Origin of the sequence: Kitasatospora sp. NPDC058444, from assembly GCF_042721415.1 — a bacterium.
Lineage (GTDB): Bacteria > Actinomycetota > Actinomycetes > Streptomycetales > Streptomycetaceae > Kitasatospora.
This window is the reverse complement of sequence record NZ_JBHXLL010000025.1, coordinates 14,867-35,026: the sequence shown is the minus strand read 5'-3', so window position 1 is coordinate 35,026 and position 20,160 is coordinate 14,867. Positions and strand designations below refer to the sequence as shown.

General features: G+C 73.9%; 20 protein-coding genes. 6 read left to right on the top strand and 14 right to left on the bottom strand.

Annotated features, from left to right (window positions below; all coding sequences use genetic code 11):
- Positions 1–194: 194 nt before the first annotated feature.
- Entirely contained in the window at positions 195–743 is a 549-nt protein-coding gene (locus ACFWP2_RS24555; protein ID WP_380454930.1) for an RBBP9/YdeN family alpha/beta hydrolase, read from the top strand.
- A gap of 40 nt (positions 744–783) precedes the next feature.
- Entirely contained in the window at positions 784–1,380 is a 597-nt protein-coding gene (locus tag ACFWP2_RS24550; RefSeq protein ID WP_380454928.1) for a hypothetical protein, read from the top strand.
- 125 nt (positions 1,381–1,505) lie between these two features.
- Here the strand turns inward: ACFWP2_RS24550 and ACFWP2_RS24545 are convergent, their stop codons facing one another.
- The gene (locus ACFWP2_RS24545) at positions 1,506–2,156 is read right to left on the bottom strand and encodes a GntR family transcriptional regulator (protein ID WP_380454926.1); all 651 of its coding nucleotides are present in this window, start codon (positions 2,154–2,156) and stop codon (positions 1,506–1,508) included.
- Positions 2,157–2,416: 260 nt separating this feature from the next.
- On the opposite strand from ACFWP2_RS24545, the gene ACFWP2_RS24540 reads away from it, so the two are divergent.
- Positions 2,417–3,373: an asparaginase gene (locus ACFWP2_RS24540; protein WP_380455118.1), complete on the top strand. Its 957-nt coding sequence runs from the start codon at positions 2,417–2,419 to the stop codon at positions 3,371–3,373.
- A gap of 120 nt (positions 3,374–3,493) precedes the next feature.
- Here the strand turns inward: ACFWP2_RS24540 and ACFWP2_RS24535 are convergent, their stop codons facing one another.
- The 5 genes from ACFWP2_RS24535 to map form a co-directional block, all read right to left on the bottom strand.
- Positions 3,494–5,803 carry a transglycosylase domain-containing protein gene (locus ACFWP2_RS24535; RefSeq protein WP_380454924.1) on the bottom strand — a complete coding sequence of 770 codons (2,310 nt, stop codon included), beginning with the start codon at positions 5,801–5,803 and terminating at the stop codon, positions 3,494–3,496.
- A gap of 202 nt (positions 5,804–6,005) precedes the next feature.
- A complete protein-coding gene (locus ACFWP2_RS24530) occupies positions 6,006–7,517 on the bottom strand; it encodes an alpha/beta hydrolase (protein ID WP_380454922.1) in 1,512 nt (503 codons plus the stop codon).
- Between the two features lie 150 nt (positions 7,518–7,667).
- A complete protein-coding gene (locus ACFWP2_RS24525) occupies positions 7,668–8,093 on the bottom strand; it encodes an acyl-CoA thioesterase (RefSeq protein ID WP_380454920.1) in 426 nt (141 codons plus the stop codon).
- Positions 8,094–8,185: 92 nt separating this feature from the next.
- Positions 8,186–8,881: an HAD family hydrolase gene (locus ACFWP2_RS24520; RefSeq protein ID WP_380454918.1), complete on the bottom strand. Its 696-nt coding sequence runs from the start codon at positions 8,879–8,881 to the stop codon at positions 8,186–8,188.
- 137 nt (positions 8,882–9,018) lie between these two features.
- Positions 9,019–9,786: a type I methionyl aminopeptidase gene (map, locus tag ACFWP2_RS24515; protein WP_380454916.1), complete on the bottom strand. Its 768-nt coding sequence runs from the start codon at positions 9,784–9,786 to the stop codon at positions 9,019–9,021.
- A gap of 97 nt (positions 9,787–9,883) precedes the next feature.
- On the opposite strand from map, the gene ACFWP2_RS24510 reads away from it, so the two are divergent.
- Positions 9,884–10,153 carry a helix-turn-helix transcriptional regulator gene (locus ACFWP2_RS24510; protein ID WP_360344739.1) on the top strand — a complete coding sequence of 90 codons (270 nt, stop codon included), beginning with the start codon at positions 9,884–9,886 and terminating at the stop codon, positions 10,151–10,153.
- Between the two features lie 274 nt (positions 10,154–10,427).
- Here the strand turns inward: ACFWP2_RS24510 and ACFWP2_RS24505 are convergent, their stop codons facing one another.
- From ACFWP2_RS24505 to ACFWP2_RS24495, 3 genes are all read right to left on the bottom strand, one after another.
- The gene (locus tag ACFWP2_RS24505) at positions 10,428–11,822 is read right to left on the bottom strand and encodes an ABC transporter substrate-binding protein (protein WP_380454913.1); all 1,395 of its coding nucleotides are present in this window, start codon (positions 11,820–11,822) and stop codon (positions 10,428–10,430) included.
- A 101-nt stretch (positions 11,823–11,923) separates the two neighbouring features.
- The gene (locus tag ACFWP2_RS24500) at positions 11,924–12,820 is read right to left on the bottom strand and encodes a carbohydrate ABC transporter permease (RefSeq protein ID WP_380454911.1); all 897 of its coding nucleotides are present in this window, start codon (positions 12,818–12,820) and stop codon (positions 11,924–11,926) included.
- Positions 12,817–13,752 (bottom strand): carbohydrate ABC transporter permease, encoded by a 936-nt coding sequence (locus ACFWP2_RS24495; RefSeq protein WP_380454909.1) that lies wholly within the window; start codon positions 13,750–13,752, stop codon positions 12,817–12,819. Before ACFWP2_RS24495 ends, ACFWP2_RS24500 begins: the two co-directional genes overlap by 4 nt.
- 238 nt (positions 13,753–13,990) lie before the next feature.
- Here ACFWP2_RS24495 and ACFWP2_RS24490 point away from each other — a divergent pair, with 238 nt between their 5' ends.
- Positions 13,991–14,677 (top strand): SMI1/KNR4 family protein, encoded by a 687-nt coding sequence (locus ACFWP2_RS24490; RefSeq protein WP_380454907.1) that lies wholly within the window; start codon positions 13,991–13,993, stop codon positions 14,675–14,677.
- A 33-nt stretch (positions 14,678–14,710) separates the two neighbouring features.
- Here ACFWP2_RS24490 and ACFWP2_RS24485 read toward each other — a convergent pair whose 3' ends face one another.
- From ACFWP2_RS24485 to ACFWP2_RS24475, 3 genes are all read right to left on the bottom strand, one after another.
- Positions 14,711–15,472 carry an SDR family NAD(P)-dependent oxidoreductase gene (locus tag ACFWP2_RS24485; RefSeq protein ID WP_380454905.1) on the bottom strand — a complete coding sequence of 254 codons (762 nt, stop codon included), beginning with the start codon at positions 15,470–15,472 and terminating at the stop codon, positions 14,711–14,713.
- A complete protein-coding gene (locus ACFWP2_RS24480) occupies positions 15,469–16,869 on the bottom strand; it encodes an MFS transporter (protein WP_380454903.1) in 1,401 nt (466 codons plus the stop codon). The genes ACFWP2_RS24485 and ACFWP2_RS24480 overlap by 4 nt, the downstream gene beginning before the upstream one ends.
- A 77-nt stretch (positions 16,870–16,946) precedes the next feature.
- The gene (locus ACFWP2_RS24475) at positions 16,947–17,525 is read right to left on the bottom strand and encodes a TetR/AcrR family transcriptional regulator (RefSeq protein ID WP_380454901.1); all 579 of its coding nucleotides are present in this window, start codon (positions 17,523–17,525) and stop codon (positions 16,947–16,949) included.
- Between the two features lie 155 nt (positions 17,526–17,680).
- Here ACFWP2_RS24475 and ACFWP2_RS24470 point away from each other — a divergent pair, with 155 nt between their 5' ends.
- Positions 17,681–18,157 (top strand): DoxX family protein, encoded by a 477-nt coding sequence (locus ACFWP2_RS24470; RefSeq protein ID WP_380454899.1) that lies wholly within the window; start codon positions 17,681–17,683, stop codon positions 18,155–18,157.
- A 46-nt stretch (positions 18,158–18,203) separates the two neighbouring features.
- Here the strand turns inward: ACFWP2_RS24470 and ACFWP2_RS24465 are convergent, their stop codons facing one another.
- Positions 18,204–18,515 (bottom strand): MTH1187 family thiamine-binding protein, encoded by a 312-nt coding sequence (locus tag ACFWP2_RS24465; RefSeq protein ID WP_360344721.1) that lies wholly within the window; start codon positions 18,513–18,515, stop codon positions 18,204–18,206.
- A 79-nt stretch (positions 18,516–18,594) separates the two neighbouring features.
- Positions 18,595–20,076, bottom strand: a complete 1,482-nt coding sequence (locus ACFWP2_RS24460; protein WP_380455116.1) for a SulP family inorganic anion transporter — start codon at positions 20,074–20,076, stop codon at positions 18,595–18,597.
- Positions 20,077–20,160: the final 84 nt, after the last annotated feature.

The window sequence follows — 20,160 nt, the reverse complement described above, 5'->3', positions numbered from 1 at the left end:
CACCGTTGGCAACGGGGCGCACCGGGCGCACAACGGCGCACGTGGACGCGCGCGCGCCGGTTGCGAGGGGGTGCACGCCGGGCAGACGCCCGGCTGCGAGGGAGCGCACGCCGGTCGGAAGCCCGGCTGCGGGGGCCGGCGGCCCGCGTCCTAGACTCCTGCTGCCCACGACCGCCCTTCTCACGGAGGAGCCCATGACCGACCGCACCACCTACCTCGTCCTCCCCGGCTACCAGAATTCCGGCCCCGAGCACTGGCAGACCCGCTGGGAGGCGGCCGAGCCGGAATCCTTCCACCGGGTCGAGCAGGCGGACTGGGACCACCCGGAGCGGACGGACTGGGTGGCCCGGGTGGACGCGGCGGTGGCCGCTGCCGCCGCCGAGGGCCCGGTGGTGCTGGTCGCCCACAGCCTGGGCTGCGTCACGGCGGCCCACTGGGCGGCGACCGCCTCCGCCGAGCGGACCGCCGCCGTCCGGGGCGCGCTGCTGGTGGCCCCGGCGGACGTCGACACCGCCGAGGTCCCGGAGCTGGTGAACTTCCGCCCGGTGGCGCTGGCGCCCTTCCCGTTCCCGGCCGTGGTGGTCTCCTCGACCGACGACCCGTGGGTCTCCCCCGAGCGGGCCCGCGCGTTCGCCGCCGCCTGGGGCGCCCGGTACGTCGAACCGGGCGCGTACGGGCACCTCAACTCCGACTCCGGACTGGGCGACTGGCCGGAGGGCCGGAAGCTGCTCGCCGAGCTGTGACCGCGACGACGGGGGCGGGGGAACGATGGACCGGAGGACGATGAACCGACGGACGTCCCGGGGCAGGCGCGTCCTGGTCCGGCTGCTGGCGGCCGGCGGGCTGGCCGCCGTCCTGCTCTACACCGAGGGGCAGTGGGAGAGCCGCTCGGGCGGACGGATGCTGGTGGCCGACCTGTTCAACCGGCCGGAGCTGCTGCTCGGCGGCGCACTGGCGGCGCTGATCGCGGCCGCCTGGCTGGGCGACCTGCGCGCCGCGGTGCGGACGGCCACCCGGGCCGTCACGGTGACCGCCGGGGTGGTGTTCCTGCTCGGCGTGGTGGCCGTGCACAAGGTGTCGGCGGCCGAGACCCGCAGCCGGGAGGACGCCCCGGCCGGGGCCGAGAGCGCCCTGGTGGTGGTGCACCGCTCGTACGCCACCGGGCCGGAGTCCGGGGAGCACTGGCAGGTGTTGCTGGAGAGCGGCGATGGCTGGTCGGCCCGGCGCTGGTCGCTGGCCGACATCGGCCGGGACCAGGGTGACGCCCGGCTGGTGGAGGCGAGCTGGACCGGTCGCTCGCAGATCACCGTGGTCACCGACTCCTACCGGCAGGTGTTCAACCTCGACCAGGACAGCGGCGAGCCGGTCCTGGCACGGTAGGGCGTCCCGGCCGGGGCTCATCGCCACCGGACGCCCCGGTTCACCGCCCCGCTTTCACCGCGCTGGTCTCACTGCCCTGGTGTCACTGCCCCGGTGTCACCGCTCCGGCGTCCACAGCCCCGGCGTCACTGCTCTGCCATGTGCGCGATCATCTGTGCCCGCACCCGGTCGAGGTGACGGGCCATCACCTCGGCGGCGCGGTCGGCCAGGCCCTCGGCGACGGCCTCCGCGAGCTGCTCGTGGTCGGCCATCGAGGCCTCGGTGTGCGAGGCCGGTACGTTGTGCAGGCTGCGGAGCACGGTGATCTGCTGGTGCACGCGCTCCACCTGTTCGGCGATCCGGGGACTGCGGGCCGCGTCGAGCAGTGCGCGGTGGAAGTCGAGGCTGCTGCGGTGGGCGAACCGGCGGCCCCCGGTCATGAGCTTCCTCGACTGTTCGCACGCCCGGCGCAGCGCCGTGACGTCCTTGCGGTCGCGCCGCCCGGCGGCCAGGCGCGCGGCGGCGGTCTCCAGCGCGGACCGCAGCTCGAAGAGCGCCTCGACCTCCGCCACGCCGGCTTCGAAGACGACGGCGCCCTTGTTGGGCACGTGCACCAGCAGGCCCTCGCTGACGAGCTGCCGGATGGCCTCGCGCAGGGGCCCTCGGCTGATGCCCAGCTCCCGGGCCACCTCCACCTCGTTGATCCGGGTTCCGGACGGGATCTCGCCGGTGAGGATGCGCTCGCGGAGCGTGCCGACGAGCTGGCCGGCGAGGCCGCGCCGGAGGGTCTCTGACATGGGTGGTGTCCGTCCGTTCGGGAGCGGCCGTTCCGTCGTCCGGCCAGGTGAGGGGGTGTGCCCGGGGTGGCGGCCGCGACGCCGGGGTGTCGGCGGACGACGGCGGACAGGGCCTGACCCGAGTATGTCAGCACCCGGCCGGGGCACCGGCGCGGGTGGGGTTACAGTGATGACTGTTGACACTTTTGGTCGTCCTTCGGGCCGTGGGGACGAGGAGATTCGGCCGTGGGCCGAGGAGAGGGGAATGCGCTGTGCACGCGATGGTGGCGGAGGTGTGGCGAGGCGACTTCCTGGAGTCGGTGCACCACGGGACGGTCCTGGCGACCGGGCCGGACGGGCGGACCGTGCTGAGCGTCGGCGGGACCGACCGCCCGATGTACCCGCGCTCGTCCAACAAGCCGCTCCAGGCCCTCGGCATGCTGCGGGCCGGACTCGGCCTGGACGGCGAACTGCTGGCCCTGGCCTGCGCCAGCCACTCCGGCGAGGCCTTCCACCTCGACGGCGTACGCGCGATCCTCGCCGGTGCCGGCCTCGACACCGGCGCACTGCGCTGCACGGCCGCGCTGCCCATCGGGGACGCCGCGCTGCGGTACCACCTGGCGGCCGGCGGCGGTCCCACCGCGCTGACGATGAACTGCTCGGGCAAGCACGCCGCGATGCTCGCCACCTGTGTCGCCAACGGCTGGGACACCGACACCTACCTCGACCCCCGCCACCCCCTGCAGCGGGCCCTGCGCGAGACCGTCGAGGACCTGGCCGGCGAGAAGGTCGCCGCGACCGGCGTGGACGGCTGCGGAGCACCGCTGTTCGCCGTCGGCTACCGCGGCCTGGCCCGGGCCTTCGCCGCCCTGGCGACGGGCGCCGCCGGATCCCTGGAACGGCGGGTCGCCCGGGCGATGAACGAGCACGCCGAATTCGTCGGCGGCACCGGTCGGGACGTGACCCGCCTGATGCGCGCGCTTCCCGGCTCGGTCGCCAAGGACGGCGCGGAAGGGGTCTACGCCTTGGCGCTCCCCGACGGCTCCGCCGTCGCGCTCAAGATCGCGGACGGCTCCACCCGGGCCCGTCCCGTGGTCCTGGCCGCCGCACTGCGGCGGCTCGGCGTCCCGGTGGACACCGACGACAACCTCGCCGAGCTGGCCACCGTCCCCGTCCTCGGACACGGCGAACCGGTCGGCGCGGTGCGCCCGGCCCCGGCGCTCCTGGCCGGCCGCTGACCCGCCCCGGTCCCGCCGTCCCCCTCCTCGGCCGGCGCGCCGCGGCCCCGCACGAGCGGCCGTCCTCGTCCGGGGCCGGGCGGTTCACCGGTCCTCAGGCGGTCACCGCTCCTCGGGCAGTCACTGGCCCTCGGGGTCGGTGGCGCCGGGCGGGGCGGAGGGCCCGGTGCGGCCCGGGGCCGGGTTGACGCCGCGCGGCCTGCCGCCGGTCCCCGGGCCGCCGGTGGCGGGGGCACCGGTGCAGGTGACCGGGCCCGGCGAGCCCCCGGGGGTGGTGCAGTTGGTGTCCCGCCGCACCGGGTCCGGGATGTAGACGGTGGTGAAGTCCTTCTCCGGCATGTTCCGCACCGCGTCGCTCATCGCCTGCTGCCAGATCGGGCCGGGGCCGGTGGCGCCGAAGACCTCGGCCTGGTACTTGCCGCCGATCCGGATGTTGCGCATCGGCACCTTGGTGCCGGGGCTGCCCAGCCAGACCGAGCCCGCCAGGTTGCCGGTGTAGCCGGTGAACCAGGCGGACTTCTTCTCGTCCGTCGTCCCGGTCTTGCCGGCGATCTGGCGGCGGTCGTCCAGGCCGAGGTCCCGCGCGGTGCCGCCCTTCTCGGTCACCCCGAGCAGCACGCTGTTGATCACGTCGGCGGTGTCCTCGGACATCGCCTGGTCGCACCGCGCCGCGGGCACCGGGACGTCCGCGCCGGCCACCGTGGTGATCCGGTTGATCGCCATCGGCGCGCAGTAGGTGCCCCGGGCGGCGAAGGTCGCGTACACGTTGGCCATGGTCAGCGGGCTGACCTCCTGGGTGCCGAGGCCGAGCGCGGGCACCTCCTGCAGCGCCGAGCCGTCCGCCTTGCCCCCCATGCCCAGCTTGTTGGCCATCTGCTTGACCGCGCAGAGGCCGATCTCCTGCTCCATCTGCACGAAGTAGGTGTTCACCGAGAGCGCCATGGCCTGCTTGAGCTCGTACGGGCCGACCTCGGAGGCGCTCTCGTTGGGGATGGTCCCCTCCTTCTTCCCCTTGCTGAGGTTCTTCCAGGTGCCGTCGCAGGTCCGCATGGTCGGCCAGTCCATCCGGTTGGGCGAGTCGTACCGCTGGGTGGACGGCAGACCGGCCTCCAGGGCGGCCGCGGCCACGATCGGCTTGAAGTTGGAGCCGGGCTGGAAGCCGATGCCGCCGCCCATCGCCGCGTCCACGTTGTAGTTGACGACGGTCTCGTTCTTCTCCTTGGCCAGGCCGTACGGACGGGTCTGCGCCATCGCCAGGATCTTGCCGCTGCCGGGCTCGACCATCGTCATCGCGGCCGAGACCGGGTCGGTGACGTACACCTTGGTGGAGACTGCGTTCTGGGCGGCGGCCTGCTTGTCCGGGTCCAGCGTGGTGTAGATGTTCAGGCCGCCGGTGTCCCACAGCTTCTTGCGCTCGGCCGCGCTCTTGCCGAACGCCGGGTCCTGCTTGACCACGTGGCGGACGTAGTCGCAGAAGAAGCCCATCCCGGCCTGGGCGGTGATGCAACCGTTGCGCGGGTCCTTGTAGGCGAGGCCGAGCGGGGCGGCCTTCGCCTCCCGGGCCTGGTCCGCGGTGATGTGCTTGCTCTCCACCATCTTGTCGATGACGGTGTCGCGGCGCTTCTGGGCGGCCACCGGGTGCAGCTTCGGGTCGTACTGGGACGGGTTCTGCACCAGCCCGGCGAGCATCGCCGCCTCGGGCAGGGTGAGGTCCTTGGCGTCCTTGCTGAAGTAGCGCTGGGAGGCGGCCTGGATGCCGTACGCCTGGTGGCCGTAGAAGGTGATGTTGAGGTAGTTGGTGAGGATCTGGTCCTTGGTCAGGTCCTCCTCCAGCTTGATGGCGTACCGGAGTTCCTGGATCTTGCGGCCGAGGGTCTTGCGCTGGGCCTCGCGCACCGCCTCCAGGTCGTCCCCGGCCTTCTCCACGTTGACGTTCTTCACGTACTGCTGGGTCAGGGTGGAGGCGCCCTGGACGGCGGCTCCGCTCTCCGCGTTCTTGGTGATCGCGCGCAGGATGCCCTTGAGGTCGACGGCGCCGTGCTCGTAGAAGCGGGCGTCCTCGATGTCGACCTGCGCCGTACGGATCAGCGGGGACATCTGGTCGGCGGGTATGACGGTCCGGTCGCGCTCGTACACCTTGGCGATCAGGCCGCCGTTGGCGTCGAAGATCTGCGTCGCCTGGCTCAGCGGCGGGGTCTTGAAGTCGTCGGGGATGCTCTCGAAGCCCTCGGCGCCGTTCTTCGCCCCGAGTCCGACCGCCCCGGCCGCCGGGAGGATCAGGCCCGCCAGCAGGACGCCGCCCAGGACGCTGGCGCCGAGGAAGGTGGCCGCGTGGCCCAGGATGCCGATCGGGGTCTCGCGGCGCCTCGGGCGCGGCACCCAGGTGTCGCCCGGGTCCGAGGCGGCGGGTATGCGGCTCTTCGGTGACATAGATCGAACATTACGGCCGTCACCAGGCCGTGGGAGGCCGGTGCCGGTGAAGGATTGTCACAAAATCGCGACGGATTCGACTCATTCCCGAGGGTCGAACGGGCGTGCGCGCGGGGACAAGGGCCGTTCGTCTACGGCCCGTTGCCCCCGCGCGCACACCTCCCCGGTGCTCGGGCCGCACCGCTCGCGTCGGCTCGGCCGCTCAGCCGGCCGGGCAGAAGACGTCCCGGGCCGGGCGGTGGCCGGTCACCAGGTAGTCCGTCACCACCCGGTCGCCGCAGGCGTTCCCGTTGGCCCGGTAGACGTCGTGGCCGCCCGAGTCCACCGTCACCATCCGCGCCCGGTCCCCGAAGGCCGCCCGCAGCTTGAGCGCACCGGCGTACGGCGTCGCGGGGTCGCGCAGGTTCTGGGTGAGCAGCACGTTGGCCGGGCCCCGGTCGGTGACCTTCACCGGCGGCTCGGCGGGCGCGAACGGCCAGAAGGCGCACGGCATCACGTTCACCGGCAGGCCGGCGGTGAGCGGACGGGCGGCGCGGTCCGCGGTGACGGCCTTGGCGTAACCGGCCGGGTCGGCGGGCCAGCGGACGTCGTTGCAGAGGGTGCCGACCGAGACCGCGGCGTTGTTCTGCACGGCCTGCGCGGCCTGCTCGTTCAGCACCGGCGCCGCCGGCAGCTCGGCCCGGCCCAGACCGGCCAGCATCAGCCGTGCGAGCACCGGGAACCTGCTGTCCGCGTACATGCTCTCCAGCAGGGTCTCGCGCAGCACGTTGCCGTTCAGCTCCGCCGGGTTGGCACCCTCCCACGGGATCGGGGCCCGGTCGAGACGGGCGGCGAGGTCGAGGAAGAGCGGCCGGACCTCCTCGGGGGTGTCCGCGACCCGGTTCGGGTTGTCCGGCGCGGACGCCCACCTGGCGAAGTCCGGGAAGCGGTCCTCGATGCCCTGGCCGTAGGCCGCCAGCCAGCCGCGCCCGACCCGCGACGGGTCCGGGTCGTCGTTGCTGTCCAGCACGATCCGGTCGGTCCGCTCGGGTAACATGCTGGCGTAGACGGCGCCCGCGTAGGTGCCGTAGGAGACGCCCCAGGCGGAGAGGCGGCGCTCGCCGAGGGCGCGGCGGATGCTGTCGATGTCGCGGGCCTCGTTGGCGGTGGAGATGCTGCGCAGCACCGGGCCGCCGTTGCGGGCGCAGGTCTCGGCGACGCGGCGGGCGGTGGCCAGGTTCCCGTCGATCGAGCCGTCGGCGGCCGGCCAGGGGCGCAGCTTGACCATCGACAGGTCGGCGGGGTCGAGCCCGCAGCTGACCGGGGTGGAGCGGCCGACGCCGCGCGGGTCGAAGCCGACCACGTCGTAGCGGTCCCGGACGGACTGCGGCAGGCGTCCGGCCATGCCCTTGACGAGGTCGAGGCTGGAGCCGCCCGGTCCGCCGGGGACGGCCAGCAGGACGCCGCGGCGCAGGCCGGGGTCGGCGGCCGTGATCCGGGAGACGGTGAGGGTGATGCGGGGGCCGTTCGGGTCGGCGTAGTCCAGCGGGACGCTGACCTCGGCGCAGCGCTGGGGGCTGTCGTCCGGAGCGTCCGCACAGGCCGTCCAGCTCAAGCCGCCTCTCCCGGACGGCGCGGAGTCGGCCGCACCGGCGGGCAGGGCGCTCAGCGCGGTGACGGCGAGGGCGGCGGCCGCGGTGGCCGCGGCGGTGATGGTGCGGGTGGGCTTCGTCATGCCCAAGAGTCTGCTGCGGCAGGGCACTTGGGCCCCATCCGGACAGCGGGCCGATCCGGGGTGGGGAAAACCCCCGGGTGGGGTGGAGACCGCCGCCGGTCGCGGTCTCCAGCCGTGGAGGGCGGGGGTGGTGGAGCGGGGCCGGTTCGCTCAGAGGCCGAGCAGGCCCGGGTCGTCGGCCAGCTCGCGCAGCGGCTCGCGCGGGTCGGCGACCAGCCTGCGCTCCGCCAGGTCGAGGATGCCGCCGACGCCGGTGATCTCGGCGGCCAGCACGCCGTCCTCGCGGACCAGGCGCTGCACCACCTGGAAGGTCTTGCCGTCCCGCCAGGTGAACGAGCAGCCGACCTCCACCGAGTCGCCCGCGCGCAGCTCCCGCAGGTACTTGACCGTGGTCTCCAGGACCACCGGGCCGACCCCCTTGGCCACCAGGTCCGTCTGGCGGATGCCGGCCGCCCGCAGGTACTCCCAGCGGGCGTGCTCGGCGTACTGGAGGTAGACCGCCTGGTTCAGGTGGCCCTGGGAGTCGGTCTCGTACCCGCGGACGGTGATGCGTGTGGTGAAATCCTGGTCACTCATGCCCCCGCACGGTACTCCGGCCGCGGGCGCACCACCTCGTGTCCTGCGTCACCCCGCGACCTGCGTCACCCCGGCCGGTCCGGCCGGCCGGCTCACCCGGGCAGGGTGGCCAGCAGCCGCGTGAGGGCGTCCGGGCGCTGGTCGACGGGCAGGTACTCGACGGGGTGGAAGCCGCAGCCGAGCGCGGTCGCGCCGCCGTCGCAGGTGAGGTCGTCGCCGACCATCAGGACGTCGGCCGGGGCGAGGCCGAGCCGCTCGCAGGCGGTCTCAAAGATCGCCGGGTCGGGCTTCTGGGCGCCGACCTCGCAGGACAGCACGTAGACGTCGACCAGCTCGTCCAGGCCGTGCGCGCGGAAGATCGGACGCAGGTCCCAGCCGACGTTGCTCACCACCGCGACCGGCACGCCCCGGCGGCGCAGCTCGCGCAGCACGGGGACGGCGTCCGGGTACGGGCGCCAGTTCGCGGGCGCCCAGTGGGACTCGTAGAGGGCGTCCACGTCCAGGGCGGCGGGCGGCTCGGCGGCGCGGGTGAGCGCGGTGTAGGCGGCGCGGTGCAGCTCGGGGGTCAAGTCCCGGGTGTCCCAGGCCTGCTGGACCTCCGACGGGATGCTGCGCGGCGGTACGCCGCCGGGCAGGGCGCCGAACTCCTCCAGCCGGGCCACCAGTTCGGCCTCCTCCCGGGCGGGCAGGACGAGGCCGGCGGCGGCGGCGTGGGCCGCCAGCCACTCGGCGGTGGAGACGACCTTGAAGAGGGTGCCGGAGAAGTCGAACATCACTGCTTTGATCATGGATGCGAGCTTAGCTTCGCCCCCGCCCGGCCGTCCGGCGTATCGGTTCAGGGCAGTTCGGCTCAGGGCGGTTCGGCTCAGGGCGGTTCGGCTCAGGGCAGTTCGGCTCAGGGCAGTTCGGCTCAGGGCGGTTCGACTCAGAGCAGGGTGAGGATGCGCGGGCCGTCCTCGGTGATGGCGACGCTGTGTTCGACGTGGGCGGCCCGGCTGCCGTCGACGGTGCGCAGGGTCCAGCCGTCCGGGTCGGTGCGGTGGTCGTCGCGGCCGCCGGCCAGCAGCATCGGCTCGATCGCCAGCACCAGACCGGGGCGCAGCGGGTAACCCCGGCCCGGGCGGCCCTCGTTGGCCACGTGCGGGTCCTCGTGCATCCGGCGGCCGATGCCGTGCCCGCCGTAGCCGTCCAGCAGGCCGTACCGGCCGGCGCGGGCGACGGTGCCGATGGCGTGGGCGATGTCCCCGGTCCGGTTGCCGACGACGGCGGCGGCGATGCCCGCCTCCAGGGCGCGCCGGGTGGTCTCGATCAGGGCGGTGTCCTCGGGGCGGGCGGTGCCGACGGTGAAGCTGACCGCCGAGTCCCCGGCCCAGCCGTCCAGGACGGCGCCGCAGTCGATGCTCACCAGGTCGCCGTCGCGCAGCCGGTAGCCGTCCGGGATGCCGTGCACGACGGCGTCGTTCACGGAGGCGCAGATGACGGCCGGGAACGGGACGGGCGCGAAGGCCGGGCGGTAGCCGAGGAACGGCGAGGAGGCCCCGGCCGCCTTGAGCACGCCCCGCGCGACCTCGTCCAGCTCCAGCAGGCTCACACCGACCACCGCCTGTTCCCGGACGGCCGCCAGTGCCTGCGCGACCACCCGTCCGGCCTCGCGCATCGCGGCCAGCGCGGTGTCCGACTTGAGTTCGACCATGGTGCATCTCTCCCTGGATCCAATTCTTATACCGGTATTTGTATCACGCTCGCGGGCTGTGGACGCCGGGCGGCGAGGGGGCCGTAGACTCGTCGGCATGGTGAGGACTCCGCTGACCCCGTGGGAGCGCGAGCGCGGCGAGCGCTTCGGGGCGCTGCTGCGCGAGGCGCGCGGCGAACGCAGCATGGTCGAGGTGGCGGCGGCGGCCGGCGTCTCGGCGGAGACGCTGCGGAAGATCGAGACGGGCCGGGCACCCACGCCGTCCTTCTTCACCATCGCGGCGCTGGCCTTCGCGCTCGACCTGTCCATGGACGAACTGGCGGCCGCGTGCGCGCTCCCGGAGGACGGCGAGGCGCTCTCCGCCTGACGCCCCTCGCGCGACCGCGCGGCCGGCGAGCGGGGCCGTGCGTGATCCTGGCCGGCATCCTCCTCTTCTCCGCGGCGGACCCGACGTGGCGGCGCCACGGACGGCGGCGCACCGAACGGCAGCGGCCCGCCCTGCGCGGGGCGCAGGGCGGGCCGTCGTCGTGGCGGCGTCGGGCCGCGGCGGTTCAGACGTCGGGTCCGGGCCGATCAGGCTTTCGGCCGCGGTGGTGCGGGCGTTCGGCCGGGGCCGTCCGGGCGCTTCGGCCGCGGCGGGTTCAGCCGACCGAGCTGTTGTAGCTCTCGATCGCCGGCTGGAGCTCCTTCGCCGCGTCGGCCAGGGCCTGCTGGGCCGGCTTGGTGCCCGCGATGGTCTGCTCGATCGCGGTCTCCACGCCCTTGCGGGCCTGCGGCATCACGCCGAGCAGGCAGCCGGCCGTGGCCGGGGTCGGCTTGGTGGCCTTCAGCTGGTCGATCGCGGTCTGGAACTGCGGGTACTTGGCCACCCACTCCTTGTCCTTGGGGTCATCCAGGGACTTGGTGTTGACCGGGAAGTAGCCGGTGCCGGTGTGCCAGACGGCCTGCTGCTCGGGGGCGGAGACGAACTTCTCGAACTCCCAGGCGGCGCGCTTCTCGGCGTCCGAGTGGCCGGGACCGCTGATCCACAGCGAGGCGCCGCCGATCACCGGGCCGCCCTGGTCGGCGGCGGTGACCTTCGGGAAGGCCGCGGTGCCGACGCCGAACTTCGCGGCCTCGGTGTAGCCGCGCAGCACGCCGGTGGACTCCAGGTGCATCGCGACCGTACCGGCCTTGAACGCGGCCTGGGCGTCGTCGGTGGTGCGGCCGGTGTTGGCCGCGTAGCCGCCCTTGACCAGGTCGGCCCACCACTGGACGATCTGGGCGCCCTGGGCGGAGTCGAAGACGACCTTGCCCGCCTTGTTGCCGCGGCCGTTGTCGTTGTCGCAGTACATGGTGCCGGACTCGGCGAGCAGCTGCTCGACGAACCAGCCGTAGATGGCGGCGCCGAAGCCGTACCGGACGGTCTTGCCGTCGGCGTCCTTCTTGGTCAGCTTCTTGGCCAGCTCGCCCAGCTCGGCCAGGTCCTTGGGGGCCTGCGCCGGGTCGAGGCCGGCCTCCTTGAAGGCGTCGGTGTTCAGGTAGAGCAGCGGCATCGAGGAGTTGAACGGCATCGACTGGAGCTTGCCGCCGACCGAGTAGTAGTTGCGGATGTTGGCGTCCAGGTCGTCCAGCGAGTAGCCGTCCTTGTCGGCGAAGGCCTGAGCCGGGACGGTCTGCCTGGAGTCGATCATGAACCGGGTGCCGATGTCGTAGACCTGCGCCAGGGCGGGGGTGCCCTTCTGCTGCACCGCGGCCTTGTACTTGGTGACCAGTTCGTCGTACTTGCCCTGGAACTGCGCCTTGACCTCGATCTTGCCCTGGTGGGCGGCGTTGAACTGGCCGACAAGCCCGTTCAGCACCTCGGCGTTCTTGCCGGTCATCGAGTGCCAGAACTCCACGGTGGTGACGCCGGAGGCCTGGTCGAGCGCCTGGGCGCCGGGCGCGCCGGCGTCGGAGGAGCCGCCGGAGCCGGAACCGGAGCCGCTGGAGCTACAGGCGGTCAGGGACAGGCCGGCCACCAGCAGGGCCGCGAGCGCGCGCGCACTCTTCTTCACGAGGGTTCTCTCTCTATCCGGGAAAGCGGGACGTGAACGGGACGACGTGAACGGGACACGGGGCCGAGGCACCGGACCGTGACAGGTGAACGGGACACGGGTCAGCGGACGGCGCCCGCGGTGAGGCCGCGGACAATGAAGCGCTGGCCGAAGACCACCAGGGCGAGGGTGGGCAGCAGGGAGAGCACGACACCGGCCAGGATCAGCCCGGGGTCGGCCATCTCGGCGTCGCGCAGCGAGGTCAGACCGATCTGGAGGGTCTGCATGTTCGCCGTACGGGTGATGATCAGCGGCCAGAAGTACTGGTTCCAGGCCGACAGGAAGACGTAGATCGACAGCGCCGCGAGGGCCGGCTTGTTGAGCGGGACGACGATCCGCCACAGGAAGCGCCAGTGGCCGGCCCCGTCGATCCGGGCCGCGTCGCGCAGTTCGCCGGGCAGCTGGCGGAAGGCCTGGCGCAGCATGAAGGTGCCGAAGCCGGAGGCCAGGAAGGGCAGCACCAGGCCGAAGTAGGTGTTGCCGAGCCCCCAGCCGGACAGCGTCAGGTAGTTGGGGATGATGATGGCCTCCCACGGGACCATCAGCGTGGCCAGGAACACCCCGAACACCACGGCCCGCGCCTTCATCGGCAGGAACACGAACGCGTACGCGGCGAGGACCGAGGTGAACAGCTGGGCGAGGGTGATGACCGTCGCCACGATCGCCGAGTTGGCGTACTGGCGGGCCAGCGGGATGGCGTCCACGGCGCCGGAGAAGTTCCGTCCGGTGACCGAGTGCGGCACCAGGGCCGGCGGGTAGGAGGAGAGTTCGGACGGGCCCATGAAGGCGCCGGCGATCGCGTAGTAGACCGGGAAGGCCACGGTGACGACGGCGACGGCGAGCAGCAGGTAGACGGCGGCGCGGCCGAGCAGGTCGCGCGGGGAGCGTCCGGCGAGGGTCCGGGCGCGCGGGCGGGGCGCCTCGGCCCGCGTCCGGGGCTCGGTGGTCAGGGTGGTCATGCGTAGTGCACCTTCCGCTCCAGGACGCCGAACTGGACGGCCGTGCAGGCGAGGACGACCACGAGCAGCACCACGGCCTGGGCGCTCGCGGTGCCGAAGTCGCTGGAGCCGTAGGCGAAGGCCTTCTCGTAGACGGAGTAGACGAGGGTCCGGGTGGAGCCGTCCGGCCCGCCCTTGGTGAGGATGTGGATCTGGCCGAAGCTCTGCAGTGCGTGGACGGTGGAGACCACGGTCAGGAAGAACAGGTTTGGGCCGAGCATCGGGATGGTGATCGAGCGGGCCAGCCGCAGGCCGGAGGCGCCGTCGATGCGGGCCGCCTCGACGACCTCCCCCGGGATCGAGCCGATGCCCGCGGAAAGCACCAGCACGTTGTAGCCGAGGTTCATCCACACCGTGGTGACGGCCACCGAGAGCAGGGCGTAGCGGGAGTCGGTCAGCCAGCCGACCGGTCCGAGGCCGAGGTGCGAGAGCAGGCCGTTGAGCACGCCGCTGGCGGGGTTGAAGAACACCGCGAACACCACCGAGGCGCTGGCCACCGAGAACGCGAAGGGCAGTGCGAACGCCGAGCGCAGCAGTCGCACGCCGCGGATCCGGTTCTCCAGCAGCAGCACCAGCACCAGCGCGCCGAGCACCCCGGGCACCACGGTGAGCAGCGTGAACAGCGCCGTGGTGGTCAGGGTCCGGCCGAAGTCGGCCGAGGCGAAGAGGTCGGTGTAGTGCTTCGTCCCCACGTAGCGGGAGGGCGCGCCGAAGAGGTCGTTGGCGTGCCCGCTCAGGTAGATCGTCCGTCCCAGCGGGTAGCCGATGAAGAGGACGAAGACCACCAGGGAGGGCAGCAGGAAGGCCCAGGCGAGCCCGTGTTCGCCCCAGCGCCCTCCCCGGTGTGGGGAGCGGCGGCCCGGGAGGGGCCCGGTGTGCGGTGCGGTCGGCATCTGTCGCGCGTCCGCCTTTCGTGATGTCGGTTCCGGCCGAAACCGTGTCTTGCCCGAACGACGGCGTGGAAACCCCGTGGTGATCAGCGGGTGTCGCCGGGATTACGCGTTCGCGTCAGATCCGGCCGGTCGCGCCCGGACGGGCGGCGGAGGGGCTACGAACGGGCTGCGGCCGGGCGGCGTACGGGCAGTCGAGCGGTTCACCCGCGCTGTCGGAGGGGTGGCGTACGGTGCGCGGGTGGACGAAACGGAATTCGACATCCCGGCGGCAATGGCCGAAAGTGTGCGCTCCCGCGCGGGTGCCTGGGCGCTCGTCAGGGGCTTCGCCGCCTACTGGGGCGAGCCGCTGGGGCCGGGCGACGGCTTCACGGACGCGGAGCTGGACGCGGCCGAGCGGCGGCTCGGCCTGCGGCTGCCGGTGGCGCTGCGCGAGGCCTACCGGCTGTTCGGCCGCCGGGCGGATCTGACCAGCAGCCAGGACGTGCTGCTGACGCCGGACGAGCTCCACGTGCTGGACGGCGCCCTGGTGTACCGGGCGGAGAACCAGGCCTGCGCGCACTGGGGCGTCCTGCTGGACGACCTCGGCCGGGAGGACCCGCCGACGGTGGGCCGGCTCGACCTGGCGGACAAGTCGCAGGAGCGGTGGGAGCCCTGGGAGGAGCGCTTCTCGACGGCGGCCGCGGCGATGGCGATGACGGAGAAGCTGCTGGAGGACCACGAGCTGACCGACTTCCTCCACCTGGACGAGGACCTGCCGGACGGCCTGCGGGAGTTGCCCGCGCTCGGGCGCAACCTCCGCTGGTACCAGGGGCCGGAGGTGCTGGTCGGGGTGGCCGAGGGGGCCTGGATGGTGGCCCGGGCACGCACCCCGCAGGCGCTGGAGGCGCTCTACGAGGCGGTGCCCGGGGACTGGATGGGCGAGTAGCCGACGCTCGCCGGGCTCGGCCGGAGGCGGCGGTCAGGCCGAGGAGCCGCCGTCCAGGACGAGGTCGCTGCCGACGGTGTAGCCCGCCTCCTCCGAGGCCAGGTACAGCACCGCGGCGGCCACCTCCTCGGTCGCGCCGACCCGGCCGACCGGGACCTCGGCCTTCATCCGCTCGGCCTTGGTGTCGGCGTCCTCGCCCGGCCGGGAGGACATCGGGGTGTCCACCGCGCCCGGGCTGACGGTGTTGATCCGCACGCCCTCGGCGATGTGGTCGAGGGCGGCGGCCCGGGTCAGCACGGTGACCGCGGCCTTGCTGGCGGCGTAGGCGCCGACGCCCGCGAGCCGCTTGTGGGCGCCGAGGTTGGACGAGACGTTGACGATCGCGCCGCCGCCGTGGGCCCGCATGTGGGCGATCTGCGCCTGCATGGCGAGCAGGGTGCCGGTGACGTTGACACCGATCACCCGCTGCCACTCGGCCTCGTCGATGTCGGCGACCGGGCCTGCGGCGCCGAACACTCCGGCGTTGTTGACGGCGACGTCCAGGCCGCCGAACCGCTCGACGGCCTCCCGGACCAGCCGGGCGGCGTCCTGGGCGCTGGTCACGTCGCCGGTGAGCGCGACCGCCTTGCCGCCGGCCCGTTCGATCAGCTCGACCGTCCCGGCGAGCGGGCCGGCGGTGCGGCCGACGACGGCGACCCGGGCGCCCTCGCGGGCGAAGGCGAGCGCGATGGCCCGGCCGATGCCGCTGCCGCCGCCGGTGACCAGGACGGACTTGTCGGCGAAACGCGTGGTCATGAGGTGAACTCCTTGATGCGGTCGGTGTGTTCGGATGCGGTGGGGCTGGTGGTCCGGGGCAGGGCGGCGACCGCGACGGCGGTGAGCGCCAGCCCGGCGGCGGCCGCCGCGAAGGCCGCGGCGTAGCCGCCGACGACGGTCGGGCGGGTGGCGGCGAGCGCCATCAGGGCGGCCAGGCCGGCGGTGGGGCCGAGTTCCATGGCCGTGTTGAACACTCCCGCGGCCAGCCCGGTGCGCTCGGGCGGCACCCCGCCGGTGGCGAGCACGGCCGCACCGGCGAAGGCCGCGGCGGCGCCGGCGGGCAGCAGGAGCAGTCCGGGCAGCAGTCCGAGGGCGTAGCCGCCGTCGGGGGTCAGCCCGGCCAGCAGTCCGAGTCCGGCGGCCGCCACGGCGAGGCCGCCGGCGGTGACCGCGACCGGGCCGTAGCGGACGCTCAGCGGCCCGGCCAGCCGACCGGAGAGCAGCAGGACGGCCGCGTACGGCAGGAACGCGGCGGAGGTGGCCGCGGCGCTCCAGCCGCGCTGCTGCTGGAGGTGGAGCGAGAGCAGGACGAAGGTGAGCGCGGTGCCGGCGGCGGTGGCCATGACGGCGGCGAGCGCGGTGGTCCGGCGCCGGTCGGCGAGGAAGCCGGGCGGCAGCAGCGGGTCGGCGGTGCGGCGTTCGGCGACGACGAAGGCGAGCAGCAGCACGGCCCCGGCGATCAGTGGGCCGTACGTCCCGGGGCTGCGCCAGCCGTTTTCGGTGGAGGCCACCAGGGCGTGACTCGCCGCGCAGACACCGGCGGTGGCGAGGGCTGCGCCGCGCAGGTCCAGCGCCGGGCGGGGGCCGGCCGGGACGGCGGCGGGCAGCGCCGCGGAGCGCAGGAGGCCGGCCAGGGCGACCAGCACGGGCACCGCGAACAGCCAGCGCCAGGAGACCGCGGCGGCGACCGCGCCCGAGAGCACGCTGCCGACGGTCGCGCCGAGCACCGACAGGCCGCCCCAGGTGGCCATCGCCCGGCGGTAGGCGGCCGGCCCGGGGTGCAGCGCCCGGACCACCGCGACCGCCGCCGGGGCGGTGAGGGCGGCGCCGACGCCCTGGACGAAGCGGCTCGCCAGCAGGACGGGGTAGCCGGGCGCCAGGGCGCAGGCGATCGAGGCGGCGGCGAGCAGCGCCAGTCCGGCGCGGAGCACCGGGCGTCCGCCGTGACGGTCCGCCAGTCTTCCGCCGAGCAGCAGCAGGGAGCTGAAGGAGAGCCCGTAGGCGGCGCTGAGCAGCAGCACCCCGGACGGGCCGAGCCCGAACTCCCGCGCCACCAGCGGCAGCGGCACGGTCAGGATCGTGATCGTGAAGATCAGCACCGCCTGGACGACGCCGAGCAGTGCGAAGCCGTACCGGCCGGTAGTGATGGCGGCCATGTGAAACCCTCCCCCCTATAAAGACCGTTCGATCCAGAATGAGCCCGGCAAAGGACGCCGGCCCGCACCGGCCGGCGTCAGTCCAGCAGCGCCAGCGCCTGCTCGGCGGCGTCCCGCGCCCGGGGCGCGCCGTCGGCGGTCTTGGCCACCACCCGGATGCCCTGGAGCAGCACGACCAGCATCCGGGCGAGCGCCCGCGGATCCCGCCCGGCGGGCAGTTCGCCCTGCGCGGCGGCCCGTACCAGGGCGGCGGTGAGCAGCGTCTCCAGCCGGTCGAGGCTCGCCTCCACCCGGCGGGACGCGGCCGGGTCGTGCGGGGCCAGCTCCACCGCCGTGTTGGTGACGAAGCAGCCGCGCCGACGGTCGCCTTCGTCCGTCTCGGCGTACCGGCGGACCAGCGCCCTGACCGCCGGCAGCGCCGGACCTGGCTGGGAGAGGTCGAGCAGCCGCTCCGAGTCGCTCTGCTCGCAGTAGCGCTCCAGCGCCCGCAGGTACAGCTCCCGCTTGCTGCCGAAGGTCGCGTAGATGCTCGCCCGGGCGATGCCGAGCCGCTCGACCAGGTCGGCCATCGAGGTCGCCTCGTAGCCGCGCTGCCAGAACAGCTCCAGGGCCGCCTGCAGCGCCGCGTCCGGATCGAATTCCTTCGTTCGCGCCATGCCGGGAACGGTAGCCCTTTCCAGATCGATCGGTCAAGAAAGAGCAAGCATTGGTCCAGACCTGATCTCTGACGGAGCATTGCCAAGTGGACTAGACCAAAGCTAGCCTTACCGCTCCCCCCATCCACCTCCTTCCCCCACAGGAGGCGTTTCGCATGCCCGCACACCGTCCCCACCACCCCCGGCAGGCCATCGACGCCGCCAGACCCGTCGTGCTGACGGCCTTTCGGGTCGTCGTCGGCCTGCTCTTCGCCTGCCACGGCGTCGCCTCGCTGTTCGGCGTGTTCGGCGGCGCCTCCAAGGGCGGCGGCACCGTCCCGCTCGGCCAGTGGCCCAGCTGGTGGGCCGCGCTGATCAACCTGGTCGGCGGCACCCTGGTGCTGCTCGGCGCCGGCACCAGGGTGGCCGCCCTGCTCTGCTCCGGCGCGATGGCCTACGCCTACTTCACCGTCCACCAGCCCCGCGCGCTGCTGCCCCTGCAGAACGGGGGCGATTCCCCGGTGCTGTTCTGCTTCGCCTTCCTGGCCATCGCGGTGCTCGGCGCCGGCCCGTACGCCCTGGACCGCCTGCTCACCCGCCGGCCGCCGGCCGCCGCGGTCGAACCGGCGGCCCGGCCGACGTCGGCGGTCTGACGACCGGACGCCGACGCGCTGACCGACGTCGATCCTCCGACCGATGTCAACGGCCCGACGGGCCGCCCGCGGCCAGGTGGCGCTCGACCGAGGCGACCTTGGCGGTGAGGCCGTCGGTGACCCCGGCCCGGTCGTCGATCTTGATGACCGTGCTCACCCGGTCGCTGTACGCCTTCACCGCCTCGATCGCCGCCCTGATCACCGGCATCACCTCGTCCCACTCCCCCTCGATGCTGGTGAACATCGCGTCCGTGCGGTTGGGCAGCCCGCTCTCCCGCACCACCCGGACGGCGGCGGCCACCGCCTCCCCCACGTCCTCGCCGATCCCCAGCGGGGTCACCGAAAAAGCTGCGATCACGGCTCTGCGCTCCTTGCACGTCGACAGCACTGGTCGCCGGTCCGGGCCGACCGACCCGAACCAGCGACCAGGCTAGACGTCAGGCCACGCTCGGCAGCGGCGGTTCGACCGCCAGCGGCGCGGTGGAGCGGGCCCGGTGCTGGGCGGCCCAGGAGACCAGCGCCACCGTGCAGGCGTGGTCCAGGTGGCGCAGCCCGGACCAGTCCAGTTCCACCGGCCGGTCCCCCGGCAGCCGTTCCAGGGCGTCCAGCAGCCGGGGCAGCCGCAGGAAGGTGGCGTTGCCGCTCAGCCGCACCCGGTGCAGCGGCTGCCCGGTGGGCTGCGGCTGCTCCTCCACCGCGATCTGCAGGTGCGAGGTCTGCCACGCGGACTTGGCCACCGCCAGGCCGACGCCGATCAGCACCCCGTCGAACAGGTCGGTGGCGATGATCGCGGCCGCCGTCACCACCAGCACCACCGCCTCACCCAGGTGCCCGCGGCAGAGCGCGACGATCCGGCGCAGCGGCACCAGCTTGGCGCCGGCGTGCACCAGGACGGCGGCCAGCGCGGTGAGCGGGACGAGCCCGAGCGCGCCGGGCAGCAGCGCGGTGAACAGCAGCAGCCAGCCGCCGTGCAGCACCCGCGAGGCCTTGGTGCGCGCGCCGGCCTGGACGTTGGTCGCGCTGCGCACGATCACGGCCGTCATAGGCAGTGCGCCGAGCAGTCCGCAGACGGTGTTGCCGACGCCCTGGGCGGTGAGTTCGCGGTCGTAGTCGGTGCGCGGGCCGTGGTGCATCCGGTCGACGGCGGCGGCGCTGAACAGCGTCTCGGCGGAGGCGATCAGGGTGAAGGCGACGACCGTGCCCAGCCCGGCGGGCCCGGCCAGAGAGGTCAGCGCGGCGCGGTCGGGCAGGTGCACCAGGTCGAGCAGACCGGCCACCCGGACCCGGGCCACCGGCAGGTCGGCGGCCGCGGTGACGGCGGCGGCCAGGCCGACGGCGGCGAGCGGGGCGGGGACGGCGCGGGCGGCGCGCTCCGGCAGGTACTTCCAGCCGACCAGGACCAGCAGCGTGCCGAGGCCGAGGGCGACCGCGCTCGGGTTGGCGCCAGCGGTCAGCACGTCGCCCAGCAGCTCCGGCAGTCCGGCGATCTTCTCCGGTCCGGTGGCGGGGGCGCGGCGGTCGGCGAGTGCGTAGAGCTGGCCGAACACCAGGGTCAGGCCGATGCCGGCCAGCATGCCGTGCACCACCGACGCGGACATCGCCCGGAACCAGCGGCCGAGCCGCAGGGCCCCCATCGCCAGCTGGAGCAGGCCGGTGGCGAGCACCAGCAGGCCGAGCGCGCCGACGCCGAAGCGCTGGACGGCGTCGGCGACCAGGACGGTCAGCCCGGCGGCGGGACCGCTGACCTGGAGGCTGCTGCCGGGCAGCAGGCCGGCCACCAGGCCGCCGACGATCCCGGTGACCAGCCCGAGTTCGGCCGGGACGCCGGAGGCGACGGCCACGCCGACGCAGAGCGGAAGGGCGACCAGGAACACCACCAGTGAGGCGGGCAGGTCATGGCGCCAGGGGACGGCGCGCAGGACGGCGGCCGGAGTGCGGGGCCGGCCCGGCGGGTCGTGCTTGCGGAGGCGGCCCGGCGGGCTGTCGCTCCGGTGGGGCGGCGG